Here is a 26,791-nt window from a genome sequence, read left to right as displayed (position 1 = left end):
GGTCACGGCCGTGTGGAGGTGAAGCTGGGCTCGCCGCAGCAGCGTTCGGTCTTCGCTGTGCTGGCGGCGTGCGCGGGTGAGCCGGTGAGCACGTCGATGCTGTGCGACATGCTGTGGGGCCAGTCGCCTCCACCCTCGGCGGCGGCGACCGTGCAGCAGTACGTGAGCCGGCTGCGCCGGGTGCTGTCGGGAAACGGGGCGATCCGCCGCGTGCCCGGCGGCTACCAGCTGACCGCGGCCGAGCCCGAGGTCGACGTGCTGACCTGGCGCGGGCTGGTCGCCCGGGCCCGCGAGGAGCGTGGCCGGGGCGACGACCGCGCCGCCGTCACCGCGTTCGTCGAGGCCCTCGCGCTGTGGGCCGGCCCGGTTGCCGCCGACCTCGCCCCGGCCACCCGCGAGCACCCGTTGTTCGTCGGGATGAGCCGCGAGCACGCGGTGGCGCTGTGCGAGGCAGCCGACCTGGCGCTGTCGACCGGACGGAGTTCGGAGCTGGCCCCCGTGCTGCAGCGCGCGGCCACGTGGCATCGTTTCGATGAGGGGGTTCAGTCCCGGCTGATCCGGGTGCTGGCCGTTCAGGGGCAGCGGGCCGAGGCGCTGCGCTGTTTCCGTGCGATACGCCAGGAGCTGGTCGGCGAACTCGGCATCGAGCCCGGCTCGCTGCTGCAGGAGGCCCACCGCAGCGTGCTGGCCGCCGCCGGGAAGCCGCTCGCCGAACCGGTCCGGCCGCCCCTGCCCGGCCCGGCGACGTTACCGGTCGTTTCGCGGGGTCTCAGTGGGCGCGAGGCGGAATTCGAGCGGCTCGACGCCCTGGTGTCCGGGCCGCTGCCGGTGGTCGTGGTGACCGGGATGGGAGGGGCCGGCAAGACCAGCCTGGCGCTGCGGTGGGCCCACCACCGTGCGGGCGACTTCCCGGACGGCCGGTTCTATCTGGACCTGCGGGGGTTCGCGCCGCACGGCACGCCGATGGATCCGACTGAGGCGCTGCACCTGCTGCTGGCGACGCTGGGGGTGCCGCGAGCCGAGCAACCCTCGACCCGGGACGGGCTGGCCGCCCTCTACCGCAGTCTGCTGGCCGATCGCCGCGCGCTGATAGTGCTGGACAACGCCCACGACGACGACCAGGTACGCCCGCTGCTGCCCGGCGGCCCCGGCTGCACCGTCGTGGTGACCAGCCGCAGCTTCCTGGGCGCCCTGACGGTCGAAGGGGCCCGGTCGATGGGCCTGAGCGTGTTCAGCGAGACCGACGCGTTCCGGTTCCTGCGCTCCCGACTCGGCCACCGGGTCGACGCCGAACCCGGGGCCGCGGCTGAGGTGATCGCGCTGTGCGGCCGGCTGCCGCTGGCGATGTCGATCTGCGCCGCGTGGGCCCAGCGGATTCCCTCGTTCACGCTGGCGTCGCTGGCGGCCGAACTGCGCCGGCGCGACGGGCTGGACGCGTTCGCCGGGATCATGCCCGGGCGGGACGTGCGGACCGTCTTCTCCTGGTCGTATCAACGGCTCGGCCCGCAGGCGGCCGAGCTGTTCCGGCGGCTCGGCGTGCATCCCGGCCCCGACATGTCGGCCACGACGGCCGCCGGTATCGCCGGCCACGACCGGACGCGGACGCTGACCCTGCTCACCGAGCTGGTTGACGCCCAGTTGCTGACCGAGGTCAAGCCGGGCCGGTACGCCCTGCACGACCTCGTGCGGGCCTATGCCGCCGAGCTCAGCGACAGCGCCGAGCGCGACGAGACTGTGCGCCGGGTGGTCGACCACTTTCTGCACACGTTGGTCGCCGGGGCCGGTCTGGTCGACCCGGTGCGGCTGCGACGCGATCCCGGACCGCCGGCTCCGGGCGTCATCCCGTGGTCTCCGCACGACGCGGACGAGGCGCTGAACTGGTTCGGCGACGAGCACGCCAATCTGCTGCCGGTCTTCGACGCCGCCGAACGGGCCGGGCTCGACGAGAAACTGTGGATGCTCTCCTGGAGCATCAACGCCTTCGTTTTCGAACAGATCTGGTGGCACGACTACATCCTCAAGATCGCGCCGCGCGCGTTGGCCTCCGCTGAGCGCTGCGATGCGCTCTGGTGGTGCGGCTACCTCCACAACACCCTGGGCAAGATCTATTTCCACTTCAACGACCAGGATCGCGCTCTCCACCACTTCGAGCAGTCGGCGGCGATCGGCCGCCGGACGAACAATCCCCTCCGAGTCGTCTACGGGCTGAACGCGATGACCGTGACTCTGCTCGAACTACCGGACTGGCCGTCCGACGCGGCGATCGAGCGGGCGGCCGCCTGGGCCGGGGAGGCCCGGGCGCTGTGCGAGGACATCATCGCCGGCACCACGGCGACGCAGTCCGAGGACGCCCGGAAGGAAGCCCGGCAGTTGATCGGTGACACCTACCAGGCCTCGGCGTTCAGCGTCCTGCAACGGACGGGTGACGTGCAGGCCGCCATCGCTGAGCTGAACAAAGGGGCCCAGGCGCACCTCGAGTCTGGCAGCGGGCGGGAGCACTCGCCGGCGTGGGCCGTCGCGCGTTTCCACCGTCGGGCCGGTGACGACGCCGCCGCCGTGCGCAAGTACGAGGAAACCCTCAAGATGCACGGCAGCAGGTCGTGGAGTGTTCTGGAATGTCTCGTCAACATCGCCGAATGTCACGCCCGGCTCGGTGACGCCGAGGCAGTGGCCGCGACCAAGGCCCGCGCACAGCCTTACTTCGAGGGCAGCTTCCACAACCGCGCCGATGAGATGCGGGCCCGGCTGGAGGCGCTGGACGTGCCGGCCGGAGGCCCGGTCCGGCCCCTGGGGTAAACCGGACCGGGTGGCGTCTCACACCGGCGGGATGTTGTGGTTCAGGCGGAACAGGTTCTGCGGGTCGACCCGGCGCTTGAGCCGGCGCAGCCGCCGGTAGACGTGCTCTGGGTAGGCGTCGGCCACGTTCCTGGTCGAGGAGTCGTCGGCGCTCATGAAGTTGAGGTACATGCCGCCGGTGCTCCACGGCGACATCCGGCGGATGATCCCGGCCTGGGCCCGGCGCACCGCGGCCGCGTCCTGAGGCGCCGCGATCCCGGCGGTGAAGAGCGTGAAGGCGGCATCGCGGTGGGCCACGGCGCTGGGCTGCCGCGGTGCCCGGGAGAGCGCGCCGCCGAGGTGACGGAGCTCCACCAGTGTGACCGGGTTCGGCGCCTCCGGCCCGGCCACAGCGATCAGCGCGTCGACCGCCTCGCCCGGCAGGTCCCGCAGCAGCCCGGTGCGCTCGTAGGCCGGCGTGGGGTCGACCGGGTCGTTGTGGATGGCGGGGAAGGCCGCGTACGGCTGCTGGGCCACTGCGTCGAGCAGCGGGGTCGCCACCGCGCGCAGCGGCCGGACCAGCGCCGCACCCGTGTCCGGCCGCCCGGTCCAGCAGATCCGCAGACTGGCGACGGCTTTGCCGCGCACCGGTGGCGGCACCGCTTCGGCGTCGGGCAGCCGCATCAGCGCCACGGACGACGACATCGCGTCCGGCACTGTGCACACCCAGCGCCGGTAGGCGTGCAGGAGGCGGGCCGCGTCCTGGCCGTCGAAGATGATCGACCCGCCGTAGAAGTCCGGGGCCGGGAAGAGGTCGAACTCGATCGCGGTGACCAGCCCGAAGTTGCTCTTGCCGCCGCGTACGCCGAAGAACAGCTCGGGATCGCTGTGCGGCGTGACTCGGCGCAGCCGTCCATCCGCCGTGACCAGGTCGAAGCTGCGGACGTGGTCGGCGGCGTAGCCGTACCGACGGCCCAGGGTCGGACTGAGCCCGCCGCCCAGCGTGTATCCGACGATGCCGACGATCGGCGTCGAGCCGTTCACCGGGGTGAGACCCAGCGGCAGGGTCGCGTCGAGCACGTCCCCGGACAGGGCGCCGGCCTGGGCGCGGGCCACCCGCCGCCGGGGGTCGACCGTGACACCGCGAAGCGCTCGGGTGGTGACCACGACGGCGTCCCGGCCGATCGGCACCGAGTGCTGGTGACCCGTGGCGAGCACGGCGATCGGCGCGCGGCGCCGCGCGGCGAGGTTCACCGCGATCCGGACGTCGTGGGCGCTGGCGGCTGCGATGACCAGGCCGGGACTCGGGACCTGGGCGAGGTTGAAGGGGGCGATCTCATCGGCGTACCCCGGCTCCCCGGGCAGTAACGCGCGGCCGTCCAGACCCTTCGGCCTGGCGAAACCACTCGGCCGGCCGGCGCCCCGGGCCGAGGCCGGGCTCGCTGTCGCCAGGCCACCCAGCGCGGTCGTCGCCCCTACCGCGGCGCCAAGGCCGAGAACGCGGCGCCGGTCGACGCCATCCGAAGTCTGCTCGGTCATGGTGCTCCGTTCCATCGGTTGTGGGCCAATCGAACCGGGCCGGCATCGACAACACGTCGCCGGGCCGTCAACAGGCCACCGTGGCCCGGAAGTGACCAGGAAATGGCATTCCGGGCGGCACCGGGGCTCCGCATCACTCGCCGCGGCGCGCACAACGACGATCGGAGAATGGAGTGGGTACGAGGTGAGCCGGACAGGGGTCGTGGTCCTTCGCGGCGGGCAGAACACCGAGCACATGAGCTTTCTCAACTCGGCCGCCGGGGTGGTACGCCACCTCGAGCGTGAGCGGTACGAGCTGACGCCGATCCGCATCACGGTCGACGGCCGGTGGGTCGTCGGGCGTGACACCGGCGCCGGCCCGCTGCCGCTCATGATGCCCGAGCCGGCGACGCCCGGCGTCAGGTCGACTTCGTCCAGGAGCTCGCCCGGCCGCAGCGGACGGGATCGTGGGCGCGCACGCCCACGTCCTGCGGGGCGCCCGACGAGCGGGGAACGCCTACGCCGCGTACGGCATGGGCAATGTCCTCTGGCAGAGCGCCGGGCTCTACCCGCCGTACACCGCGGGCCGGCATCCTCCGCCTGAACCTGCGGGGCCGGACGTGTTGATCAGCGAACAGTTCTCCCGACCGTCGTCTCGGACAGCGGCCGGCCCGAGGTGGTCACCGGGCTGGCGGTCGGCGATCGCCCAGCACACATTCGGGCGGTTGCGCTCGTACGCCGGCGTGGAACCGGCGCGGGACTGACCGCGCGGCGTTCACCCGCCGTTGATCACCTGTCGACAGGTGCCCGATGAGCTGGAGCCGTGCTGACGTCGGACACCTTGACCTACCGTGATCTGCCCGGCCCGCGCGGACTACCGCTGCTGGGCAACCGCCTCGATCTGGCCCTGGGCGGAGGACCGGGGAAAGTCCTGACGTGCTGGTCGGACCGATACGGCCCGACCTACCGCCTGCGGTTGCCGGCGCCGGCCGTCGTGACCGCGGACCCGCTGCTAGTGGACGCGATCCTGCGGCAGCGCCCGGGCGCCTTCCGGCGCAGCCCCCGCGTCTCCGGGGTGCTGCGGGAGATGGGCATCCACGGCGTATTCACCGCCGAGGGGGCCGAATGGCACCGGCTCCGGCGGATCGCCGCCCGCAGCCTCGACGCCGCCCACCTCAAGGCCTATTTCGCCACCCTGACCCGGACCGCCGACCGGCTCCACCGGCGCTGGACCGCGGCCGCGGCCACGAACGAGCGCATCGACGTGCTCGACGAGATGATGCGCTACACCCTGGACGTCACCGTCGGGCTGGCGGCCGGCCACGACCTCAACGCGGTCGAGAACCGGGGCGAGGACGGTCTGGCGGCCCGGCTCCCCGAGCTCTTCCCGGAGATCGGCCGGCGCCTGTACGCGCCGGTCCCCTACTGGCGCCTACTGCCCAGCGCACGCCGGCGCCGGCTTGAGGCGACGCTGCGCGAGCTCGGCACGCTCGTCGACGCGCAGTTCGCGGCAGCCCGGCAGCGGTTCGCCGAGGGCGCGCCACCGGCAAACTTCCTCGAGGCGCTGTTCGTCCCGGGCGAGGGCGAGCCCGAGCTGACCACGGGCGAGCTGACCGGTAACGTCCTGACCATGCTGCTGGCCGGCGAGGACACCACCTCGGCCACGATCGCCTGGACCCTGCACTACCTGGCCCACGACCCGGCCCGGCTCCGGCGGGTCCGGCACGAGGCCCAGGCCGTGCTGGGCGACCGTCCGGTGGCCGATGACCCGGCCACCCTCCGGAAGCTGGTCTACGCCGACGCCGCGGTCAAGGAGGCCGTGCGGCTGCGGCCGGTCGCTCCCTACCTCGCGATGCAGGCCTGCCACGACGTGGTCCTGCCGGGCCAGGCCGCGGCGCTGGGACTCGACGCCGGGACGATCGTCTTCGTGCTGCTCACCCGGGGCGCGCGGCACGACACCGCCCGCTTCCCGGATTCCGACGAGTTCCGGCCGGATCGGTGGCTGGACGGCGGCCCGCCGGCCGACAACCCGACGGCGCCCTTCCTGCCGTTCGGCGGCGGGCCGAGGTTCTGTCCCGGCCGCAACCTCGCGCTGGTCGAGGCGACCCTGGTCACCTCGATGCTGTGCCGAGCGTTCGACCTTCAGCCCGACACGTGGGACGGACCGGTCGGGGAACGCAGCGCGTTTAGCGTGTTCCCGACCGGTCTCTACCTGCGCGCCCAGCAGCCGCGGCCGGCAGCCGCGGCCGAACACCCGGAGGGGAGCCCGGCCCGATGACGATCCTCGAGCTGTTCCACCGGGCGGCCCGGTCCGTCCCGGCCTACGCGGACTTCCTGCGGGCGCAGGGGGTGGACCCGGCCACGGTGACCGAGTCGTCAGCGATCCCGCTCATGACCAAGGTGAACTATCACCAGCGCTACCCGCTGCCCGACCGGTGCCACCACGGACGGCTGTCCGATGCGGTCACCGTCGCGCTCTCCTCGGGGTCGACCGGCACGCCGACGGTCTGGCCGCGGTCGGCCGGGGACGAGCAGATCGTCACCGCGCGCTTCGAACAGGTCTTCCGGGACTCGTTCCGGGCCGCGGAACGCAGTACGTTGGCAGTGGTCTGCTTCCCGCTCGGCAATTGGGTCGGCGGCCTGTACACCGTCGCCGCCTGCCGCCGGCTCGCGGCCGACGGCTTCCCGATGACCTTGGCCGCACCCGGCAACAACGTCGACGAGATCCTGCGGGTCGTCGGCGAACTCGGCGCCTGGTTCGACCAGACGGTGCTGCTGGGCTATCCCCCGTTCGTCAAGAACGTCATCGACGCGGGCCGGGCCCACGGGTTCGACTGGCCCACCTACGACATCAAGCTGGTGCTGGCGGGCGAGGTGTTCAGCGAGCAGTGGCGCGACCTGGTGGCGGCTCGGGCCGGCACCGCCGATCCGGTCACCGGCGTCGCGTCGCTCTACGGCACGGCCGATGCCGGGGTGCTCGGCAACGAGACGCCGCTGAGCGTACGGATCCGGCGTTTCCTGGCGCAGCACCCGGATCTGGCGTCGTCGCTGCTGGGCGACTCCCGGCTGCCGACTCTGGTGCAGTACGACCCGGCGGACCGCCCCTTCGAGGCCGGGCCGGACGGCACGCTGACCTTCAGCGCCGACGGCCTCGCGCCGCTGATCCGCTATCACATCGCCGACGAGGGTGGCGTGCTGCCGTACGACGAGCTCGTCACGTGGTGCCGCGACCACGGCTTCGAACCGGGCGACGGGCCGCGGCTGCCCTTCATCTACGTCTTCGGGCGGTCCCTGTTCACGGTCTCGTTCTTCGGTGCCAACGTCTATCCCGAGAACGTCGCGGTCGGGCTGGAACGGCCGGAGGTCAGCGACTGGACGACCGGGCGGTTCGTGCTGCGTACCGTCGAGGACGCCGACCGGGACCGGCACCTGCTGGTCGTGGTCGAACTGGCCGCCGGGGCGCAGGCCACGCCCGCCCGCGAACGGCTGGCCGCCGAATCGATCCGCGCCGAACTGCTTCGGCTCAACAGCGAGTTCGCGCACTACGTGCCGGAGCACAGCCGCACACCCCGGGTCCAGCTGCGCCCGGCCGGCGATCCCGAGTACTTCCCGGTCGGCGTCAAGCACCGCTACACCATGGAGGGTCTACGCGGTGACCGTTGACCGAGGGGTGCCGCCCGCCTTCGCCACCGCCGAAGCCCGTGCGCGGCAAGCGGTCGAGGCCGACGCCCGCGATCCTTCGGTGCGCCCCAGGGCGGGCACCCGGCTGTGGTCGCACCGCGAGAGCCGGCCCCGAGCCGTCCTCATGCTGCACGGCTACACCCATAGCCCGGCCCAGCTGTCCGGTCTGGCCCAGCACTTCTTCGACCACGGCTACAACGTCTTCGTGCCACGCGCGCCGCTGCACGGTCTCACGACACCGGCCGCCCACTCTGGCATCGCCGGGGTCGGCCTCCGCGCGTACGCCACCGACGCGTGGGCCGTCGCCGCGGGTCTGGGAGCCGAGGCCGGCGTCGTGGGGATCTCGGCCGGCGCGGCCCTGGGCACCTGGCTGACGACCCAGCGCACAGCGCCGGTGCGGCGGCTGCTGGCCCTCGCTCCGTTCTTCCGGCCACACCGGCGGATGGCCTCGCCGGTCGCCGCGGTCGCGCTGCGGATGCTCTACGGTTCGAGGCTGGTGCCCGACCGCATCAACGACCGCGGCTATTCGTACACCGCACTGGCGCAGTATTTGCGGATCAGCTCGAGCATCCGGCTCGCCTCCGGCGGCGGCGTGCTTGCCCGGGTGGCCGTGGCCATCTCGGCGGCCGACGAGGTCGTCGACCGCGACACCGCGATCTCGTTGCCGGCCGCGATCGCCGGGGCCGCCGGCGCGTCGTTCGGCCACCACCTCATCCCCGCCACGGCGGGGCTGGGCCACGACATCGTCTCGCCCTCGGCCATCGGCACCCACGCCGACGAACTGCACCGCCGCTACCTCGCACTCTATGATGCGAGCGCGTCCACCGCGAGTTGACCGGACGCCGACACCGGTGCAGGGCAATGGCAGATGTGAAGAGTTCAAGAGAATTCCGCCTCACCGTTCAGGTGGCGGCCCTGCTGACCGGCAGCTTCATGCTTTCCTGGCGTCGGCGCAAGCCGTCCGGACGACCGGATCGGCCGTGCCGCGCGTCGCAGTCGGCAGGTGCCGGTGAGAGCCCCGTCGATCGTCCGGTCCGCTGCCGTTCCGTCCTGCCGGTGCGGCCACCCCCGCCAGTTGCACGACCACTACCGGCGCGGGTCCGATTGCGCCCTGTGCGGACCGGACCGCTGCCAACGATTCCGCCGCGGCGCCCGCAAAGCCTGACCGCCCGCTGGGCCCCGGCTTCCCACCGGGGCCCAGCGCGAGCCTCACAGCTCGAGCGCAGCCTGGTGGATCGCCAACGCGACCGCGATGACTGCGAACAGCTCCACCTCGGCTGGTTCCAACGCGGCCAGACAGGCCTGCGCCGCATGCTCCCGCGCCCGGTGCAGCAGATCAGCCAGCCCGCTCAGACCGTCGCCAGGAAGGCCGCTGACAATCGGCCAAGTCGATGCGTACCCGACGTATGAGCACCATCAGCAGGATCATCTTCACGCAACGTACCGACGGCTCGGCTACGTTGTCACGCTACGTGCCCGGCGCACCCCTCATCCAGCCGGCTGGCCGTCAAGCTTCACCTCGATGGCTGTCCACCAGCCGGCTGGCCGGGAGCTGCCGATACCACCTGAATGGCAACAGAGCTGCGTGAATCGAGCCTTCTTTCTATTCTGGACGTGGGAACCATGACGGGTAGGTGTGCCGATCGTGGAGGTCCTACGGCGACGAGGGCGGCGGCAGAACCGGGACGGAGCATTCTTTCGTCCTGGGGTGGCCGGGCAGCGGAAGCTACGGCCACAACGGTTCATCCCGCCTGTGGATGGGCTGCGGTTCGCGTTCTATGGACAGATGTCCACCGTCGACTTCCAGGATCGGGCGTCGTCGTACCGGTGGCAACGCGACTACGCTGGCGACCTGGTCGCCAGTCATGGCCGGATCGTGGTGAGTTCTTCGACGAGGGCGTCTCCCGCCGGGCGCCCTGGCCGGACCGGCCGCAGGCGGCACGGCTGCTCGCCGCGGTGACGGACGCGGCACGCCGTTTCGACGCGATCGTCGTCGGGGAGTACGAGCGCGCCTTCCACGGCCAGCAGCTTGAACAGTTTGACTCCCACCTTGCTCAGGCACGGCGTGCAGTTGTGGATGCCGGAAACATATGGGCCGGTGGACTTCGACAACCCCCGGCAGATGGCGTTGCTGGACCTGCTCGGCGTGCACTCCCAGCGGGAGGTGTCCCGGGCCCGGCATCGCACGACCGCGGCCATACGCGCTCAGGCAGAGTTGCAGGGCCGACACCTCGGCGGCCGGCCACCCTACGGCTACCGGCTCGCCGACGCCGGCCCTCATCCGAACCGCGCCCACGCCGCCTTGGGACGACGCCTGCACCGCTTGAAACCCGACCCTGCCACCGCACCCCACGTCCGGTGGATCTTCGAGCAGCGGCTCGCCGGCCGGAGCGTGGCCAGCATCGCTCGCGCCCTCAACGGCAACGGCGTCCCGTGCCCGCCCGGGGCCGACCCAGCGCGTAACCCCCACCGCAGCGGTCGCCAATGGCTGCTCACCACTGTCGCGGCAATGCTGGCCAACCCCCGCTACACCGGCCGGCAGGTATGGAACGGTCAACGCACCGACCGTGATGCCCTCCCTGACAAGGGAGCCTTCGATCGACACCATGAGATCCATCGGTGGTGGGTCCACGACCGTGCCGGCTACCGATGTCGACACGGCAATACCAGCGCCCGACCCACTCCGCCTGGCCCCCGGTCTGCGACCACCGGCGCAGAAAAAGCAACATCACATACGGCGCGAAACCACGCCAAGGCTACCGGATGCGCCCCCGGCCTTGGACTGCGAGATCATCGGACAGCTCATAGGCCGCGGAGGTATTTGAGGACTTCCAAGACGAGTGTCATGGTCGCGCCGAAGGCCGCGCCGCCCGCGATCACCGCCGTGGAGGGTTCAGCTCCGCTGTGTTGGAACAGCACGGCTGCGACGACCCCGACACAGCCCGAAATCACTACGGCGACCGCGACAGACCGGTGTTCGCGGGAGAGGTTGCGTCTGGTCATCGGGCACCGCCAAACAGCCGGCGGACTACCACATCGCGGGACTCGGCGACCCGGGCGGCCAGGTCGCGCGTCGCCACGACCTCATCGTCAAGTGCGCGTAGCGCTGCGACCAGCGACTGCTGCCGAGCCTGCGGCGGCAACGGGATCTTCATCGCCGCGACGTCCGCTGCGGTCACGTACGCGGTCACGGTAGCCCGTACGAACGCCTTCATCCCATCCGTGCCCGCTGCGGAGCGCAGATATGCGTACAGGTAGTAGGGGTTGAGGACGTCGGGGTCTGAGACTCGCAGACGCAGCAAGTTTGTGCTCAGGAGCCAATCCGACTCGGTCGGCCGCACGATGGCGGGTGCCGTAAGTGCCCCGGTCCGCACGCAGAGCACATCGTCGGTGCGTAGCCAGTAGTCCTCCAATGCCTTAGCGGTCGCTCGCGGGGCTCGCGGCGGTTTGTCCGCCACGATTCTCCCGTCACGCAGGTGCCGCGGCAGAACGATGGGGACTCCCTGCTCGTCGGATCGCTCTTCAGCTCGCAGCCGCGAGTATGAATAGCCCGCCTTGACGTCGCAGACGTCGCCAAGACGGACGATCTGCCCGCCGAGCGGCTGGGAAGCACCGACCGCTGCATCCTCGGCCGCCCTGCGGCAGTGGAAGGCCCGCGAGTAAGTCGCGCCCAGGCCGGCGCGGGCGGCGTCGGCGTCGGCGTCGGCGTCGGCGTCGGGGGCACGGAGCCCTATCGGGCCTGGTAGGTACTCCGCCGGGTTGAGCGAGTAGGACTCCGGCCGGATGACGGCCTTGGTGACGGCGGCACTTAGACCCTCGATGCCCGGGTGTGGCCGACCGGCCGCACGGTCGGCAAGGAAGGATCGCCATGCTCTCAGGATGTCGGCCTGGCCTCCCTCATCGAGCAGCGTGCGGCCACCGCTTGACACACCAAGGTTCACCGCGTCGACGAACAGGATCGACTGGTCCGACCCGGGTGCCCGCCGGACGATCCAGACGCTGGTTGCAATGGACGTGCCGGCGTACAGGCCGGGTGGGAGGGCAATGAGCCGTTCCGCGTAACGTCGTGTGGCGTTGTGTAGTGTCTGGTTTCAGGTGGTTCGCTGTTGGTCGATGTGGAGGATGACCAGGGCCGCGGCGACGATGTCACCGATCTTCCACGGGCAGAGGCTGATGTTGCGCAGCGCTTTGAACGTGGTCTTGAGCAGGCTGTTGCCGCGTTCACCGACCGCGCGGAGTCGGTTGTGGGCCCGGTTGAACTGCTGCTGGATGCCGCCGAGTTTCTTGTTCCTGGGTTTCTTGAAGGCGACGACGATGGTGTCGGCTTCGCCTTCGTAGCCCAGGTCGGCCAGGGTGCGTATGTCGTCGCGGATGACGGCGAGGGCGTCGAGTAGGCCGGGGTGGGTGCGCAGGCAGGTGGTGTCGTGTTCCCGGCCTGGGCGCACCGGGGAGGTCTACAACGGCCAGCCGTCCGGGGCGGTCAGGACCTGGATGTTCCCGCCGTGGTTGGCGTGTTTCTTCGACCACCACAGGTCCACTCCGGCGGTGGGTCCGGGCGTGGCGATCCGGTCGGTCTCGATCAGTGTCCCGTCGAGCAGGACGTAGTCGTAGCCGGCGGCTTTCGCCGCCAGCAGCGCGCCGTGCAGCCCCGGGGCCTGGGCGGCCAGCACGGCGACGCCCTCGTGGAGGTAGTCGTAGCCGGTGCTGCGGCTGATCGCGTTGTCCCGGGTCAGCTGGGTCATCCGGGTGCCGTCGAGCAGCCACCGCAACACCAGTACCGCCTGCTTGAAGCAGCTCAACGCGCGGGCCCCGGTGCGGGTGCCGCGTCGTTGCCGTTCGGCGTGCAGCAGGCTGGACAGGAACAGCACGGTCTCCTCGCGGACGCCGAGGGTCGCGGTGTAGGTGATACTCATAGCGGCGCGGAACTCCGGTGGCAGTGGTCTGTGAGAGGAACACTTCGTAACGGAGTTCCGCGCTCCTATCTCTCACGCCAACTCATCCCGGCGATTCCCGTACGTGTGTACTCATCCCGGACATCACGCTCCGCACTCAAGACGTTGCGCGGAAGGGTTCACTGGGTCGCCATCGCTGGCCTTGTTGTCGCGGCGGTCGCCCTGGTGGTGACTTGGCTTACCTGGGTCCGTCCGATGAGACCAGCGTCGTCGAGTCGCTCAGCCGTCAGCAGTTACCCGGATGTCAATAGAGTCAAGGGCGACCAGTCATTCGGATCCGCGACCAACAGCCAGGTCGTGTACGGCAATCGGAATCGTCTTGGAGAGGGTAAGATAGATGGCCGATGACGGTGCCGCTAGGCGGGCGGGCAAGAACACCGTAAAAGGCAATCGGAGTTTCGGATCAGCCTATCACTCGACTATTATCAACGGCGACGGAAACATTGTTAACCCGCCGCCGAATCCTGATGAAGATGATGGCGAGGAGGGTGTCGCGGGGGAGGGGTCGTCCTCAGTGTCTCACCCCTCTTTCTGGATGTGGATCGCCGGCGCAGCCGTCGTTGTCCTGATCGTCCTCTGCAACATTATTCCCGACCCGCCCGAACCCAAGTCATCGTTCCCCGTCGAGAATGGCACGCGACCGGTAGGATCGAATGACGCCGCTGTCCTCGCGGCGGCACTTGGTGGACTGCAAAACTGCGCGAAGGCCCCGGTGTTGCAACCCCAGAATTGCCCCCAGCGGGTCGGGGACTGGTGGACCGGCGAGGCCACCAACGTGACATGGCGGATCCACGGGGTACCCGGCGACGGTGCCGTCATCCACTACAACGGCGAGGAAGGCCGCTTCCACGTGCTCGGCACTGCTGTCCTGACGGCGTCCTACGAGACTGCATCCGGCCCTGACCTCAAGTTGAGGGTCATCGAGTTCTGGGCCCGAGTCGAGTGGACCGCAGGGAAAGCAAAGCTAGCAGAACTGAGAAACTACGACGATACGCCCAGGCCGGCTATCGAGAAGCGCAATCCGCAAGTCCCTGATGAGCTCGCTCTGTCCCTGGTGAAGACCGCCTTTGAGAGATGTGTAAAGACAAAGAAGTCCAAGCTGCCTCCAGAATGTCCTGACATCAATTCTGGCGCCGGGTCAGGCAAGATCAGTTGGAAGCTCAATGGCGACCCCTCCATCAACGCCAAGCCACGCTTCGAGTCGTCAACGGGGCTTATCCACGTCGACGGCAATTACTCGGTGACGGCGTCGTACAGCCAACTGTTTTTCGGAGCAACATCCCAACCAGCCAGCGGAAGGTACGACGCCATCTTGTCCGTCGATGACGGGAAGCCGCAGGTGCTGCGCATCAACAAGGCATAGCATCTCGTTGATGACCGATAACTGGGCGTGGTCAGCGATCGGCGCCCGGCGCGCTGGTTCGGGCGAGGGCGGCGGTCAGGGCCGCGTCGATGAGGCTGGCGGACTCCGCCGGCTCGTGCTGGTCGGTCTGAATACGCAGATCGAAGTCGTCGGGATCGCTGGCCTGTAGGTCGGTGAGGGTTTCGTCCCAGGCGGTCAGCCGGGCGTCGACGTCGGGGCTACCGCGGTGGCGGGCGCGTCGCGCGGTGACGTCCCGCGGGCACCACAGCAGCACCCGCAGCCAGGTCGCGGGGTACGCCCGCAGCGCGCGTACCCCGGCGACCTGGCCCATGTGCACGACGGGAACGTCGCCGGTGGCGAAGGCGGCGGCGAGGCCGGGCCGGTCAACGACGTACCGGTTGTTGTACCGGGCATTCTCGTAGACGACCAGGTCGCGGGCTCGCATCTCGGCCAGCTCCTTCTCGGTCGCGAGCCGGTACCCAGGACGATCGCCGTACTCAGTGGCGATCTTGAGCTTTTCGAACAGCACGTACCGGTGATCGAGGCCGGTCAGGGCCTCGCTGATGGTGTCCTTACCGGAGGCGGGCGGACCGTAGAGGATTATCGCCGGAGGGTTCACGCCGGTGAGATTATCCGGCCGACCAGTGCCGCCTGTTCCTCGATCGGCCGCACGGCACCTGTCCCGTTATCGATGACGAGGTGGTTCCACGCCGGCCGCAGGGCCAGGTCGACCGCGCCGCTGTAGGCGTTCCAGTGGTTCAGCTTCCAGCTGTCGCGCGCCGCGTCGCGGCTGGCCAGACGCCGGTACATCGACTCGATGTCCGCGTCGACCCAGATGGTGGCGACCCTGATCTGCGATGCGGTGAACCGGCTTCTCATCCTGTCCAGCCATCGTGGGTCCGGTGCCTCCCGCAGCAACGGGGCGGTGACGATCGTGGAGGTGCCGTGCCTCAGCTGGTCGAAAGCGGCGTTGAGGAGGCATCGGTACTCGATCGGCCGGACAGCCGCCAGATAGGCGTCGCTGTGCCGGTCGTTCGGATCCCCGCCGAGGGCACGCAATAGTTCCTCCGTCATCGGCCGGGTCAGCGTGTCCTTGTCGAGTAATGGCCACCCGGTCAGGGCCGCGAGCAACTCGCCCAGCTGCGTCTTCCCGCTGCCCGCGTAGCCGCCGACGACGACCAGCAGCGGAGCCTCCCGAGGTCCCCGCCGCCACCGGGCGTCGTGGGCGTCCAACACCCGTTGTTCCAGCAGGCTGAGGTCGACACCTGCTGGGTCGCTGTCGCCGGCGCCGGTGACGGCGCTCTCCAGCACCTTCTGCATGACGCTGACCGGCGACGGGCCGGCCGCCTGCTCGTCGGCTTCTACGCCCGGGGCGGCCACGGCGGTTTCGTGGTGCCGTATGTCGCCGGTGCGAGCGACAGCCGTTACCGCGCCCCACCGTTTCCGGCGGGCCGCCTCCGCTCTTTCCTGCTGATACCGCCGCTCCAGCTCGCGGTACTGCCGGTAGGTGGCGAGCAACTCCCCGTCCGCGTGCAAGAGGGAGTCGCAGCGGCTCCAGAACGTCTCGTCCACCACCTGGGCGCCGGCTTCGACACCGGCGATGGTGCTGCGGGACATCGGAATCGCGTCGGCGAGGTCGTGCTGTCGAAGCCCTCGCAGGGTGCGCCACGTGGCCAGCTGGCGACCCAGGGTCTTCTTCGCATCCCGCATTCGCTGCGCGTCGCTCATGATCCACCTTCGCGTGGACGGTCCTGTGTCGAATCTTCGCGTCGGCAGTGTTCGACACAACGCGATCCGACGATAACTGAAACCCGACATCGATCGCTGCGACGGCAGAACCCACCGGTACGGCGGACGGCCCGCTACTCCGGAGGATCTCGGTCGCAGCCGGTGGTGCGAGCAGCTGCTTTCACCACCTACCAGGGGAGGCAGGGTTGCGAGTCTGGCTCGGCAGTACCAACGGGCAGTCCGATACAGGCCCGCAGGGTGGGTTGCTGTGGTCATTCGTGGCACCAGCCGTGGTGGTGGCGGTTATCGGTCTGGGCGTCGCGTTCTGGGCGGTGACGCTGCCGGCAGGGCCCGTTCCGGTCATGGCTTGGCTGGTGCTGATGGTCGCGGCCGGTGCCTGCGTCGTGATCGTCGCGGGCGCTGCGGTGCGCGCTGGTGGGATGGCCCGGTCCATTGCCCCCAACGTGGTGGCCGTCGCGCCTGCTGCGGGTCTGCCGGTGGTGGTGGCGCAGCAGGAAGTGTATGTCGGCCTTGCGCGCCGGTTGCAGGGTCTGGTGCATCGGGAGATCCAGCTGCTGGACGTGCTGGAAGGGCAGGTCGAGGATCCTGATCTGCTCAAGGGCCTGTTTCAGGTGGACCATCTGGCGACCCGTATCCGCCGCTATGCCGAGAACCTCGCGGTGGTGGGCGGGGCCGTACCACGGCGGCAGTGGAGCAGGCCGCTGCCGCTGATGGAGGTACTGCGTTCGGCGATCGCCGAGGTGGAGCACTACGCGCGAGTGCGGGTGGTGCCTCCGGTGGAGGGCACCGTACGCGGGCACGCCGGCGCTGACGTGGTGCATCTGCTGGCCGAGTTGATCGAGAACGCGACCGCGTTCGCGCCTCCGCAAACGGAGGTGACGGTGCGCGCACGACGTGTGGCGGCCGGGGTGGCCGTCGAGGTCGACGACCGGGGCCTGGGGATGGCTCATGCGGAGCAGGATCGGGTGAACGCGTTGCTGGCGGACCCGGGCCGGGTGGAGGTCGCGGATCTGCTGCGTGACGGCCGTATCGGGATCTGGGTGGTCTCGGCGCTGGCCCGCCGGCATGGCATCGCCGTCAGGGTGCAGAACAACGTCTACGGCGGGGTGCAGGCGGTGGTCATCCTGCCGGTGGACCTGCTCGGGGATCGGACGGCCGACCAGCCGGCCGCCGCGGACGCAGGTCGCTCCTCGTCGCGCGGGGGACCGGCAGGTATCTCATCACCCACGGTCGGTGTCGCGGTTATCCCGGCCAGCGCACTGCACCCTTCGCCGCCGAGTGCGGGGCAGGCGCAGGGGGCGCCCCGAGGCGGCTTGCCGGCGAGACACGACGCCACGACTGCCGGGCACATGCAGGAGGCGAGCGGGACACGCCCGGCGCTGCCTCGCCGCGAGCGGCAGGCGCATCTGGCGGCACCGCTGCGGGAGCACCGTTCGGCAGCGGTGAACCAGCCGTCCGGTGAGCACAGCCCGACGCTGATGGCGGACTTCCTGCGCGGCGCCGCTTCCGCCGACGCCGAGCAGCACAGCGGGCGGCCGGGTTCATGACCACTGACCGTGTGATGTCGAGAAGAGGAGTGTGTGCGATGACTGGTAGTGCGTCCGGATCGGAACTGGCCTGGCTGCTGTCCGGCCTGGTGGAACGGGTGCCGCATACCCGCAGCGCGTTGCTGCTGTCCTCCGACGGGCTGCCTCGCGCGGCCCACGGGATGGCCGACGACAGCGCGGACCATCTGGCGGCGATCGCCTCCGGCCTGTTCTCGCTGACCCGCAGCGCCGCGGACCGGTTCGACGCGGGCTCCGGCGTACGGCAGGTGGTGGCCGAACTCGACGAGACGCTGCTGTTCGTTACCGCCGCGGGCGATGGCGCGGTCCTGGCGGTGCTGGCAGGCAGACAGGCCGATGTCAGCGTACTCGGCTACGAGATGTCCCAGATGGTCAAGAGCGTGCGGCCGTACCTGGCGACACCCGCCCGGGGCACCGTACTGCCGTCCCCCGCCCTGCGATGACGGCCGGCGGCGCGCATCAGGAGGCGTGGCTCGACGAGGCGGCTGGACGTCTGGTGCGCCCGTACACGGTCAGCGCGGGGCGGACCCGACCCACCACGGCGATGGAGTTGCTGTCGTGGGTGGTGGCCACCGGCGTACGGCCCAGGGGCCGGTTGGAGCCAGACCACGACGTGGCGCTGAGGCTGTGCGGCGCGGCGACCACAGTCGCCGAGGTCGCAGCCCGGATGAGGCTGCCGGCGGCGGTCACGAAGGTGGTGTTGTCGGACCTGGTGGCGGTCGGCGCGGTCCGCACCCGCCCACCCAGCCCCGCCGCCGACCCCACCGACCGAACGATCCTGGAGAGACTCCTTGCCGGCCTACAACAGCGACTCTGACCACCTCCCGCACGCCCTCAAGATCCTCATCGCGGGCGGGTTCGGGGTCGGTAAGACCACCTTCATCACCGCCACGAGCGAGATCACGCCGCTGCGTACCGAGGAACTGCTCACCGCCGCCGGCACCGGCGTCGATGACCTCGCCGGGGTGGAGGCGAAGACGACCACCACGGTGGCGTTGGACTTCGGTCGCATCACCATCGCCCCCGCCACCGTGCTGTACCTGTTCGGCACACCCGGGCAGGACCGGTTCTGGTTTCTGTGGGACAAACTGTGCCACGGCGCGCTCGGCGCGGTGGTCCTGGTCGACACCCGCCGCCTGCCGGACTGCTTCGCCGCCGTGGACTTCTTCGAGTCCCGCCGGATGCGATTTCTGGTCGCTGTGAACGAGTTCGACGGCGCCCACCGCTATGAACCGCACGAGGTACGCCAGGCCCTAGGGCTGCGCCCCGAGGTGCCAATCGTGACCTGCGACGCCCGCCACCAACGGTCCGCGACCGTCGTGCTGTTGACGCTCGTGCAGACCCTGCTCACCCACCCCGCCCGGACCCACCCGATACAGGCAGGCAACCCGACATGACCGACAGCTTCGAACCTCCACCCCTTACCCCGCCCGACTCGCAGGCCCCACAACGACTCCAGCGCCTTCGCGCGCTCGGTCTCGGCCGACCGGAACGCGACTTCGACGACTTTGCCCGCAACCTCGCCGACATCACCGACATGCCCTGGGCGATGGTGAACTTCCTCGACGAGCACGGCCAGTTCTTCGCTGGCCTCTACACCGGCCGTAGCACCCCGCCGGGACTGTCGGCGCCCACCCCAGTCGAACCGGGCCGCCGCATGTCACGAGAGCAGGGCTTCTGCCCCCACGTGGTGCACCGCCGCCGCGCCCTGGTCCTCGACGACGTCTGCGCTTACCCCCGATTCGCCGGCAACCCGGTCGTCGACCAGCTCGGCATCCGCACCTACATGGGCGCTCCACTGATCGACCACACCGGCACCACCCTCGGCACGATTTGCGTCGTCGGCACCGAACCCCGCACCTGGGGCCAAGAAGGGCTCACCACCATCAAAGCCTGGGCCGCTGACCTGTCCACCCGCATCAACCAGCGCGACCACCACCCCCGATAGCCGGGACACCAGCCCGAACACGCCACCGACCCCACGGGACATCCCCACCTCGTCGTGCCGCCCCGACCGGCGGCACACCCGTTCGGAACTGCTTGTGACAGCACCCCCACCACGGGCCTTCTGCCTGCGGCGTACCCCGCCGCCACCACTGGCGGACGCCGTGGGCGACTCACGAGGAGATCGGCAGATGGTCAACGGCTACCGCCTTACCCCCCGTCACACCCACCTGCGCGACACCGTCCGCGCGTTCGCCGAGACCGAGATCGCACCCCACGTCACGCAACTGGAGGCGTCCCGGGCTGTGGCACACGACCTGTCCCGACACATCGCCCGCCAGGGCTGGCTCGGCGTCACGATTGACCCCACCTACGGCGGACTCGGACTCGGCCACCTCGCCAAAACGATCATCATTGAGGAACTGTCCCGCGTCTCGGCCGCCATGGGCGCCATGATCCAGGCATCCCACCTCGGCACCGCGAAGATCATCCACTTCGGCAGCGACCACCAGAAACAGACCTGGCTACCCGCTATCGCCGCCGGCACCTGCCTGCCCACCATCGCCGTCACCGAACCCGGATCCGGCAGCCACGTGCTCGGCATGACCACCACCGCCGTCCGCGACGGCGACGACTACCTCATCACCGGCACCAAAACCTTCGTCGGCAACAGCCACATCGGCGACCTGCACGGCGTCGTGGCCCGCACCGGACCCGGCTCCCGTGGCCTGTCCGCGTTCCTGATCGAAGCCGACCGCCCCGGCGTACACCTCACCCCACATCAACCCGCGATGGGACTGCACGGCTTCAGCTTCGGCGAGATCGTCTTCGACAACTGCCGCGTCCCCGCGGCCAACCGGCTCGGCGCCGACGGCGACGGTCTCGACGTCGCTTACTCGTCCAGCATCCTGTACGGCAGACCCAACCTCGCCGCCGTCGCCCTCGGCCTGCACCAGGCGATCCTCGACACGACCATCGCCTACACCACCAGCCAGCACCGATACGGCGATTCGCTGGCCCACCTACCAGTCGTCACACAGCGCCTCGGCACCATCCAATCCCGGCTGATGACCGCCCGACTGGCCGTCTACCACGCCGCCCACCTGCTCGACACCGGACAACCCTGCGACGCCGAACTCATCAACGCCAAACTGATCAACGCCGAGTACGCCATCGACTCCGCCCGCACCGCCATGGAGATCCACGCCGCGCATGGCCTACACCCCCAGCGATCACCCTTGGAGCGCTACCTCCGAGACGCCCTGCACATCTTCGCCCCGGCCGGCACCTCCGACATCCAACTCCTCCGGCTCGCCGAACACGCCCTCGGCACGACCACCCGACCCTGGTCCGCCCGCTTCAAAACCCCCGCACCCCGCCGAGCCGCAATGAGCGTGGGGCGATGACACCCACGCTAGCGACGAGAGCGTGTCGCCCGTTTACACCCACCCACGACCTCGGGCGTTCCACCGACACGCTGCCGGTGCTGGCCGACTACCTCCGCACGCGACTCGGTTCGCCGCCGCTGCGCCCGCCCGTGGCCGTCAGCTTCGACGTCGACGACACCCTCGTCGACACCAGCACGAGCCTCGCCCACGGCGTCAGAGCAGGCAGCCAACTCGCAGCCCAATTGTCCTCGCAGGTCGATCCGGACGAGCTGACCGCTGCCTACTACCAGGCGTTCGGAACCTTCTGGACGCATCCCGCCGACACCGGCACCCACAGCCTGCAGGACCTGCGTCGACGGTTCTGGGACACCGCGCTGCGGAGCATCGGCGTCACGCTCGACAGCACCGACCTCGACCGGCTGGCGCACACGTGCGCCGCCACCCAGCTCGCCAAAATCGAGCCGGACCCGGATCTCCACCACCTTATACGGACGTTGGCAGACCGCGTACCGCTCGCGGCCTGCAGCAACGGGCCGCGCGCTTCGATCCAGCAGAAGCTGAGCAGGGCCGGCCTCACCCAGTTCGTCACCGCCGTCATCTGCGCTTCGGACAGCGGGATTGCGAAACCCCACGCCGCTGCCTTTCACGCCTGCAGCCGGGCACTGAACGTCCACCCCACCCGATGCCTGCACATCGGAGACAACTGGCGGACCGACATCCAAGGCGCTCAAACAGCCGGCCTGATTCCGATCTGGATCTCCCACCAGCCGACGGAGATCCCACCGCACCCGGCGACCGTGCCCCGGTACCCCACCGTCACCCACGCCATCGGCGACCTACTTCACCTCCTACCGCCCACCTCTCGAACGACGTGGCCGACTGACAACGCCTGCCTCAGCAGTAGCCAGCCACCTCCCATAACCGCGACCGAGAACAATGATGAGGAACACCCCGTGACTCCGCTCCGTACGCCAGCCTCGCCAGGACGACCGCGGACCTCCCGAACGGTACGACTGACGGCGGCGTTGGTCTCCCTCACCATCGCCATGACACCAGTCCTCACCTATCCGATCCACACCGGCCCGCACCAGCGCACCGCTGACGCGACGCAGATCCCCGCAGGCTGGGACGCGGCCTCCGACCGAGGGGACATTGCCGCACCGTCGCCGATGCCCCCGACCCCGACCCCGGCGCCATGGGTTCCGGCAGGCCCGGTGCTGACCCGTCTGGCCAGCAGCCTTAGCACCGCACCCGCCGACACCACCAGCGGCAGGTACCAGTACGTCGAACGCCGCACCTGGTACCGCAACATCACCGGCCCACCTGGACCGGCTGGATGGCCGCAGCGCATCCGCGTCGACCAACTCTGGCGCACCGACGACGCCGCGAACGGTCGGCAGGTCAGCACCCGGATCAGCACCACCGGCTGCACCCCGGACGGTCCAGACCACAGCTGGACAGGTCAGAGCGGGGGTGACCGGTTCGACCAGCCACCACCGACCAGGGGCGCCGACCTGCGATCCCACCTGCTCATCACCGCCGGCCCTGACCGGGACCGCCCGGGGCACCTCATCGGCGGCGTCGCGATGCTTTACGAACGTCACGCCCTCACCCGCCCGGTCCGTGCCGCGCTCCTCCGGCTCCTCGCCGAGCAACCCGGCCTCGTCGTCCAAACCGGCGTCACCGACCGCGTCGGGCGGACCGGCGTTGATCTCGCCCTGCCGTACACCGATCGTTCCGGCGTGGCACGACGCGACGTCCTCACCATCGATCCGAACACCGGCCAGCTCCTCGCCGCCTTCACCACCATCACCGGTCCCGTCCCACCGTCGGATCCGCGCATGGAGCCCCACGCCCGAGACGCGATCGCCGCTGAGGCCGACGGCTACCGGCTTTACACCGACAGCCGCCGCACCCCGGACACCCGCACCCCGCCGGCAGGCTGCCAACACCCTGTCCCCAAGAGGCAGCCGACGTGAGGGTGCGCATCCGTGGGCTTACTTGATCCGGCTCGCCGCGAGCCGCACGGCCTCACGCCGTAGCCGGCGTGTCCGCCGGACAAATTCATGGGCCCGGCAGTTCCGCTCGGCTTCGGCAGTCAGTGCAGCCCAGCTTGGCGTAGCAGGTCCCGCAGCCCGTACCCGTCATCAACGACGACATCCGGCTCGAACCCCGACGTGGGCACCGCCCGGGCGGTGCGCGACGAGCGCATCAGGATCGCCGCCCCGGCTCCGGCGTGGCGGGCACAGGCGATGTCACGGTCGATCATGTCGCCGACGAACCAACACTTCCCAATCGGTACGCCGATCGTGTCCGCCGCGCGCCAGGCCAGCTCGGGGTTCGGCTTGCGTACCCCGATCTCGTCGCTGTACAACTCGGCGTCGAACAGCGCCCCGAGACCTACCGAGGCGAGGAAGTCCCGGTGCGCGGCCCCGCTGATCGCGTTGCTTACCACCACCATCGGAATCCCACCCGCCGCCGCGGCCTGTAGTGCTTCGGTGATGCCGTCGCGTACGGTCCAGTTGTCGCCCCACGCCCACGCGTAGCTCAACGACACCGCCTCCGCCCGCACGGCAGCCCGCGCCGCCTCCGGCCACCCCACGGTGATGAACTCGTCCCAGACTTGGCCGTGGCTCGCCTCCCGAGGACCCCGCTCGCGGCTGGTGTCATCGCGCCAGCGCGAATACCGACGGGCTCCGTCGGTGATGTCCCGGACAATCGTGTCGACCGGGACGGCGTGTCCCGTGAGGGTGTGCAGCCGCTGAACCAGGTCAGGTGGAAGGGGCCGCTGGTGGCGGGGCGACTCGACGAGAACGCCACCGAAGTCCAGCAGCAGCGCCGCAGGCGGAAACAGCATCATGCGTCCATCGTCGCCGCAACAGGCGCCGTGCGCGGGCAGAAGACGCGCGTAGCTCACGGACGGTCACGGTGCCCCGGCGTACGTAAGCGCTGAGCCCATCGGGTGTGGGCCCGGCTTGGTGGCCGGGCCCACACGCGTGGGTTACTCCTCCTCTGGGTCCTGTTGGTCCTCGTTGCGGTCGACGGCCCGATCGGCGCGGTCGGGGAATCCGTCCTGCGCAGTCGGCGAGTGCGGGTCTCGCTCGGCCGCCTCGCGGATCCGGTCGGCCGCCTCGCGGGTCATCGGGGTCTCCTTCGGCATGGTGCACCTCCCTCCGGGAAGCACCGGCATGCGCGCACGCCAGTCGCTACCGACAGAGGTTCACGGGCGTGCGCGCACGTCAGGGACACGAGTGAGCGGCGTTTCTCGGCGCGGTGACCACGTCGCACGCGGGGTACACCGCAGGCCCTCGAACTTCCCGTCCGGGGAAGTGGCCGCGCCCCGCCCCAGCGCGGGGTTCGGGGCGACACGTCTCATTGATAGGTCCGCGATCGAGGCGGGCCCGGCCGCTGTCGGGCGTTCCACCTTGCCGCCGGGGAATGCCGGCCAGCGCGCGGACCATCACCTCGCTGGCTCCCGACACGGCCCGATGCGTGGACCGCACCCCTGATGCTCACCCCGCCGCAGGCCGCCGTCAAGGATCTGACCTGCGAGTTCCTGAGTCGTCCGCTTCGGCTACCGACCCGGTTGGGCCGTTGCCCGGCGGGCCGCGTCCTGCGCGGACTTTCCGAACTTATTTTGCTGCCGGCCAGCAGCAGCCATGCCGGGTACTTGCCGCGCTGCTGCCGGACGAAGACCACCTCACCCTCAACGGTGGAAATGATCGCCAGCGCGGCGAAGGTGAGAACCTTCAGCCACGCCTGCCCGCCAGCCGAATGTGGCCTATGTGAACACCCGTCTGATCGACAACGCTGGCGACGTCCGCCCGGACCTCCTTCTGCATCAGGCGATCCCGCTCCGGCCGCGCCTGCGGACGCTGCAGCCCGGCGAGCGCCTCGGCGCATCCGCGACCGGGTCGCCAGGAACTCCCTTGTCGTGTCGTCGTGCCTCCGACGTCCGGATTACCGCCAGCCGTCCAGAGCGAGGGATCGGCCGTCGCGGAAGGCTTGGACACAGGCTGTGGTGTACGGGTAGGTGTTCATGGGCAGCAGCGATATCGGGAACCATTCGATCTTGGCGCATTTGTGCGGTTCCGCATTGGTTGGTTCGCCCTGCTGGCGAGGGTTGTGGGTGGCGGTGAAGACGAGGCCGACGCGGGCGTGTCCGGAGGGGTTGCGGTGGTGCACCGTGGTGACGAGCCGTAGTTCGTCCGGGGAGAGCCGCACGTCGACTTCTTCGCGGGCCTCGCGGATAACGGCGCTGATTGCGTCCTCGTCGGGTTCGAGTTTGCCGCTGGGCAGGTTCCATTGTCCGTCGGCGTAGCCGGTGCCGTCGCGGAGCGCGAGGAGGACGTGGTCGGCGTGGGTGAGCAGGAGTAGTACGTCAACGGGGTGGGTCGGTGGTGCGGTCACGCTGGCGGAGGGTAGCTGGCTGGCCAGCGAGAAGCGGGTCGACCCGCCGGGCGATCCAGGCGATGCGTTCGGGGGTGCCGAGACCACCTGGCACCTCCAGCAGTGGCAGCCCTATCTCGGCGTGGGTTCGCCGTACCGCCTCGGCGGTTTGGTCTTGGAGGTGGGTGATCTTGGCTCGGAAGGGGTCGGCAGGGTCGGGGTAGCGGTCCGGGAGGTAGAACACTGCGTCGTACGTGGGGGCCCAGGCCCGGCAGAAGTAAGCCATCGCGTCGAGTACGTGGGCGTCGTGGCTGGCTTCGGCTGCTGGTAGGACCATGCGGGCGTAGGCGAGCACGTTGACGACGGTCTTGTCGCAGATCAGGAGTTTGTTGTGGCGGGCGGTGCGCAGTGTCATCGAGAGCTGTTGCGCGAACAGGTCGACCTCGGTTGCCAGGTCGAAGGTGCCCTTGCCGTGGATGACGATGTCTTCGATGAACGGGCTGGTGCGGGCCGGCTCGCCGGTGCAGTCGACCTGTACTCCGCGTCGCCGGTAGTGGGCGGTCAGGGCGTGTACCAGGGTGGTCTTTCCCGCGGCGTGCGTGCCCTCGATTCCGATGAGTACGCAGTCCCGCACGCTCATTCGCGTCCCCTGTGGGTGAGCGCGCGGAAGGTGGGGTGTTGGAGCCAGCCGACCCGTCCAGCGAGCCTGTCGGCCAGCATGGTGTTGACGTTCAACGGAGTTTGCCAGGTTAGCGTGCCGGTCGCGCGGAGCGCGACGTACGCGGTGGACAGGCTGTGCCGCAGGTTCAGCACGGTGATTCGTTCTCGCGCTTCGGTGTCGGCGTTGTGGAGCCAGTCGCGGTTGAGGGCCGTCATGGATTTGCGTGCCAGCTCAGGTTGCGTCACGTCGAGGCCCAACTCGCCGCACACGTCGACCAGCCGTCGTGAGGTGTGGGACAGGACGGCTCCCGCGTCGAAGCGGGTGTCGAGAATCCGCTGGTCGCGTACGGCGGCGTGTCGGCGGTCGCGCCATGCCTGCCGGGCGGCGGCGAGGGCAGCCGGCGCCGCCGTGCCCGCGTTCGCGGCCAGCACCGCCAGGTCGCTGCACAGCTGGTGACCGACGACCAGATCCGCCGCGTCGGCCGCTGCGCCGATGTCACTGGCCGCTGCCTGCACCAGGTCCGGTCGTTCGTCCTCGCGGTCGAGGTACACGCTCGTCGCCCAGAACGGCAGCCCGGATGTCACCACCAGCGGCTCACCATCTAGCGGTACGGCGAGCCAGACGACCGAGTAGCAGAACGCCTGGTTGCCGTTCTTGATCCGGTAATTTTTGCTCCACTCGACGTCGATCGAGGCGACCAGGCGCGTGCCCGGCGGCCGGTCGGGAATCCTGCCCGGCCCGCCGACGTCGCTGATCACTCGCACCAGACCTGCATCCCTTTCATCTAAGACGTACCGGCTCCGGCC

23 protein-coding genes and 3 pseudogenes are annotated in these 26,791 nt (G+C 69.9%); 15 read left to right on the top strand and 11 right to left on the bottom strand.

Annotated elements, in window-relative coordinates:
* The first annotated feature begins 18 nt into the window (after window positions 1-18).
* Window positions 19-2,796 (top strand): AfsR/SARP family transcriptional regulator, encoded by a 2,778-nt coding sequence (locus Van01_RS27495; RefSeq protein WP_204013570.1) that lies wholly within the window; start codon window positions 19-21, stop codon window positions 2,794-2,796.
* 18 nt (window positions 2,797-2,814) lie between these two features.
* Here the strand turns inward: Van01_RS27495 and Van01_RS27490 are convergent, their stop codons facing one another.
* Complete coding sequence (locus Van01_RS27490; RefSeq protein ID WP_204013567.1) at window positions 2,815-4,314, bottom strand: FAD-binding oxidoreductase; 1,500 nt, start codon at window positions 4,312-4,314, stop codon at window positions 2,815-2,817.
* On the opposite strand from Van01_RS27490, the pseudogene Van01_RS33845 reads away from it, so the two are divergent.
* The 6 genes and pseudogenes from Van01_RS33845 to Van01_RS33285 form a co-directional block, all read left to right on the top strand.
* Window positions 4,313-4,651: pseudogene (locus Van01_RS33845) on the top strand (hypothetical protein); the annotation flags it as partial. The gene Van01_RS27490 and the pseudogene Van01_RS33845 overlap by 2 nt on opposite strands.
* 109 nt (window positions 4,652-4,760) lie before the next feature.
* Window positions 4,761-5,057, top strand: a complete 297-nt coding sequence (locus Van01_RS27485; protein WP_204013564.1) for a hypothetical protein — start codon at window positions 4,761-4,763, stop codon at window positions 5,055-5,057.
* A gap of 59 nt (window positions 5,058-5,116) precedes the next feature.
* Window positions 5,117-6,571, top strand: coding sequence for a cytochrome P450 (locus tag Van01_RS27480; RefSeq protein ID WP_204013561.1), 1,455 nt, complete (start codon window positions 5,117-5,119; stop codon window positions 6,569-6,571).
* A complete protein-coding gene (locus Van01_RS27475) occupies window positions 6,568-7,956 on the top strand; it encodes a phenylacetate--CoA ligase family protein (RefSeq protein WP_204013558.1) in 1,389 nt (462 codons plus the stop codon). Before Van01_RS27480 ends, Van01_RS27475 begins: the two co-directional genes overlap by 4 nt.
* Window positions 7,946-8,809: an alpha/beta hydrolase gene (locus Van01_RS27470; RefSeq protein WP_204013555.1), complete on the top strand. Its 864-nt coding sequence runs from the start codon at window positions 7,946-7,948 to the stop codon at window positions 8,807-8,809. The genes Van01_RS27475 and Van01_RS27470 overlap by 11 nt, the downstream gene beginning before the upstream one ends.
* A 1,242-nt stretch (window positions 8,810-10,051) precedes the next feature.
* A pseudogene (locus Van01_RS33285) lies at window positions 10,052-10,522 on the top strand (recombinase family protein); the annotation flags it as partial.
* Window positions 10,523-10,776: 254 nt separating this feature from the next.
* Here the strand turns inward: Van01_RS33285 and Van01_RS27460 are convergent.
* The 3 genes and pseudogenes from Van01_RS27460 to Van01_RS27450 all read right to left on the bottom strand — a co-directional run bounded on the left by Van01_RS27460 (window position 10,777) and on the right by Van01_RS27450 (window position 12,887).
* The gene (locus Van01_RS27460) at window positions 10,777-10,977 is read right to left on the bottom strand and encodes a hypothetical protein (protein WP_204013627.1); all 201 of its coding nucleotides are present in this window, start codon (window positions 10,975-10,977) and stop codon (window positions 10,777-10,779) included.
* Window positions 10,974-12,020, bottom strand: coding sequence for a type I restriction-modification system subunit M/S (locus Van01_RS27455; RefSeq protein ID WP_275410408.1), 1,047 nt, complete (start codon window positions 12,018-12,020; stop codon window positions 10,974-10,976). The genes Van01_RS27460 and Van01_RS27455 overlap by 4 nt, the downstream gene beginning before the upstream one ends.
* Before the next feature lie 45 nt (window positions 12,021-12,065).
* A pseudogene (locus Van01_RS27450) lies at window positions 12,066-12,887 on the bottom strand (transposase family protein).
* 376 nt (window positions 12,888-13,263) lie between these two features.
* Between Van01_RS27450 and Van01_RS27445 the strand changes: the two are divergent.
* Entirely contained in the window at window positions 13,264-14,289 is a 1,026-nt protein-coding gene (locus tag Van01_RS27445) for a hypothetical protein (RefSeq protein ID WP_204013547.1), read from the top strand.
* A gap of 31 nt (window positions 14,290-14,320) precedes the next feature.
* Here the strand turns inward: Van01_RS27445 and Van01_RS27440 are convergent, their stop codons facing one another.
* On the bottom strand, window positions 14,321-14,908 hold the full coding sequence (locus Van01_RS27440; protein ID WP_204013544.1) for a hypothetical protein: 588 nt from the start codon (window positions 14,906-14,908) through the stop codon (window positions 14,321-14,323).
* Window positions 14,905-16,017 carry an AAA family ATPase gene (locus Van01_RS27435; RefSeq protein WP_204013541.1) on the bottom strand — a complete coding sequence of 371 codons (1,113 nt, stop codon included), beginning with the start codon at window positions 16,015-16,017 and terminating at the stop codon, window positions 14,905-14,907. Before Van01_RS27435 ends, Van01_RS27440 begins: the two co-directional genes overlap by 4 nt.
* A 278-nt stretch (window positions 16,018-16,295) precedes the next feature.
* On the opposite strand from Van01_RS27435, the gene Van01_RS27430 reads away from it, so the two are divergent.
* From Van01_RS27430 to Van01_RS27400, 7 genes are all read left to right on the top strand, one after another.
* Window positions 16,296-17,585, top strand: coding sequence for a sensor histidine kinase (locus tag Van01_RS27430; RefSeq protein ID WP_239099343.1), 1,290 nt, complete (start codon window positions 16,296-16,298; stop codon window positions 17,583-17,585).
* A gap of 38 nt (window positions 17,586-17,623) precedes the next feature.
* On the top strand, window positions 17,624-18,046 hold the full coding sequence (locus Van01_RS27425) for a roadblock/LC7 domain-containing protein (RefSeq protein ID WP_204013538.1): 423 nt from the start codon (window positions 17,624-17,626) through the stop codon (window positions 18,044-18,046).
* Window positions 18,043-18,420: a DUF742 domain-containing protein gene (locus tag Van01_RS27420; RefSeq protein WP_091330042.1), complete on the top strand. Its 378-nt coding sequence runs from the start codon at window positions 18,043-18,045 to the stop codon at window positions 18,418-18,420. The genes Van01_RS27425 and Van01_RS27420 overlap by 4 nt, the downstream gene beginning before the upstream one ends.
* Window positions 18,395-19,000: a GTP-binding protein gene (locus tag Van01_RS27415; RefSeq protein WP_204013535.1), complete on the top strand. Its 606-nt coding sequence runs from the start codon at window positions 18,395-18,397 to the stop codon at window positions 18,998-19,000. The genes Van01_RS27420 and Van01_RS27415 overlap by 26 nt, the downstream gene beginning before the upstream one ends.
* A complete protein-coding gene (locus Van01_RS27410) occupies window positions 18,997-19,551 on the top strand; it encodes a GAF domain-containing protein (protein WP_204013531.1) in 555 nt (184 codons plus the stop codon). The genes Van01_RS27415 and Van01_RS27410 overlap by 4 nt, the downstream gene beginning before the upstream one ends.
* Before the next feature lie 187 nt (window positions 19,552-19,738).
* Entirely contained in the window at window positions 19,739-20,953 is a 1,215-nt protein-coding gene (locus Van01_RS27405) for an acyl-CoA dehydrogenase family protein (protein ID WP_204013527.1), read from the top strand.
* The gene (locus tag Van01_RS27400; RefSeq protein WP_204013524.1) at window positions 20,950-22,914 is read left to right on the top strand and encodes an HAD-IA family hydrolase; all 1,965 of its coding nucleotides are present in this window, start codon (window positions 20,950-20,952) and stop codon (window positions 22,912-22,914) included. Before Van01_RS27405 ends, Van01_RS27400 begins: the two co-directional genes overlap by 4 nt.
* Window positions 22,915-23,033: 119 nt before the next feature.
* Here Van01_RS27400 and Van01_RS27395 read toward each other — a convergent pair whose 3' ends face one another.
* The 5 genes from Van01_RS27395 to Van01_RS27375 all read right to left on the bottom strand — a co-directional run bounded on the left by Van01_RS27395 (window position 23,034) and on the right by Van01_RS27375 (window position 26,749).
* A complete protein-coding gene (locus Van01_RS27395) occupies window positions 23,034-23,792 on the bottom strand; it encodes an HAD family hydrolase (protein ID WP_204013618.1) in 759 nt (252 codons plus the stop codon).
* Between the two features lie 144 nt (window positions 23,793-23,936).
* Complete coding sequence (locus Van01_RS27390) at window positions 23,937-24,095, bottom strand: hypothetical protein (protein WP_158573876.1); 159 nt, start codon at window positions 24,093-24,095, stop codon at window positions 23,937-23,939.
* 800 nt (window positions 24,096-24,895) lie between these two features.
* Complete coding sequence (locus Van01_RS27385; protein WP_204013521.1) at window positions 24,896-25,345, bottom strand: NUDIX hydrolase; 450 nt, start codon at window positions 25,343-25,345, stop codon at window positions 24,896-24,898.
* Window positions 25,317-25,964, bottom strand: coding sequence for an AAA family ATPase (locus tag Van01_RS27380; protein ID WP_204013518.1), 648 nt, complete (start codon window positions 25,962-25,964; stop codon window positions 25,317-25,319). The genes Van01_RS27385 and Van01_RS27380 overlap by 29 nt, the downstream gene beginning before the upstream one ends.
* On the bottom strand, window positions 25,961-26,749 hold the full coding sequence (locus Van01_RS27375) for a hypothetical protein (protein ID WP_204013516.1): 789 nt from the start codon (window positions 26,747-26,749) through the stop codon (window positions 25,961-25,963). Before Van01_RS27375 ends, Van01_RS27380 begins: the two co-directional genes overlap by 4 nt.
* Between the last annotated feature and the right edge of the window lie 42 nt (window positions 26,750-26,791).

Origin of the sequence: Micromonospora andamanensis (assembly GCF_016863495.1) — a bacterium.
GTDB classification, from domain to species: Bacteria; Actinomycetota; Actinomycetes; order Mycobacteriales; family Micromonosporaceae; genus Micromonospora; species Micromonospora andamanensis.
Note: the sequence above shows the minus strand (reverse complement) of the source record. Positions and strands in the feature narration are given on the sequence as shown.

What these genes read in the sequence shown, in the direction of transcription:
- Van01_RS27425 (WP_204013538.1), top strand. Translation starts at nt 17,624, where the DNA reads ATGACTGGTAGTGCGTCCGGATCGGAACTGGCCTGGCTGCTGTCCGGC.
- Van01_RS27395 (WP_204013618.1), bottom strand. Translation starts at nt 23,792, where the DNA reads ATGCTGTTTCCGCCTGCGGCGCTGCTGCTGGACTTCGGTGGCGTTCTC.
- Van01_RS27435 (WP_204013541.1), bottom strand. Translation starts at nt 16,017, where the DNA reads ATGAGCGACGCGCAGCGAATGCGGGATGCGAAGAAGACCCTGGGTCGC.
- Van01_RS27490 (WP_204013567.1), bottom strand. Translation starts at nt 4,314, where the DNA reads ATGACCGAGCAGACTTCGGATGGCGTCGACCGGCGCCGCGTTCTCGGC.
- Van01_RS27390 (WP_158573876.1), bottom strand. Translation starts at nt 24,095, where the DNA reads ATGCCGAAGGAGACCCCGATGACCCGCGAGGCGGCCGACCGGATCCGC.
- Van01_RS27420 (WP_091330042.1), top strand. Translation starts at nt 18,043, where the DNA reads ATGACGGCCGGCGGCGCGCATCAGGAGGCGTGGCTCGACGAGGCGGCT.
- Van01_RS27380 (WP_204013518.1), bottom strand. Translation starts at nt 25,964, where the DNA reads ATGAGCGTGCGGGACTGCGTACTCATCGGAATCGAGGGCACGCACGCC.
- Van01_RS27460 (WP_204013627.1), bottom strand. Translation starts at nt 10,977, where the DNA reads ATGACCAGACGCAACCTCTCCCGCGAACACCGGTCTGTCGCGGTCGCC.
- Van01_RS27475 (WP_204013558.1), top strand. Translation starts at nt 6,568, where the DNA reads ATGACGATCCTCGAGCTGTTCCACCGGGCGGCCCGGTCCGTCCCGGCC.
- Van01_RS27405 (WP_204013527.1), top strand. Translation starts at nt 19,739, where the DNA reads ATGGTCAACGGCTACCGCCTTACCCCCCGTCACACCCACCTGCGCGAC.
- Van01_RS27400 (WP_204013524.1), top strand. Translation starts at nt 20,950, where the DNA reads ATGACACCCACGCTAGCGACGAGAGCGTGTCGCCCGTTTACACCCACC.
- Van01_RS27410 (WP_204013531.1), top strand. Translation starts at nt 18,997, where the DNA reads ATGACCGACAGCTTCGAACCTCCACCCCTTACCCCGCCCGACTCGCAG.
- Van01_RS27445 (WP_204013547.1), top strand. Translation starts at nt 13,264, where the DNA reads ATGGCCGATGACGGTGCCGCTAGGCGGGCGGGCAAGAACACCGTAAAA.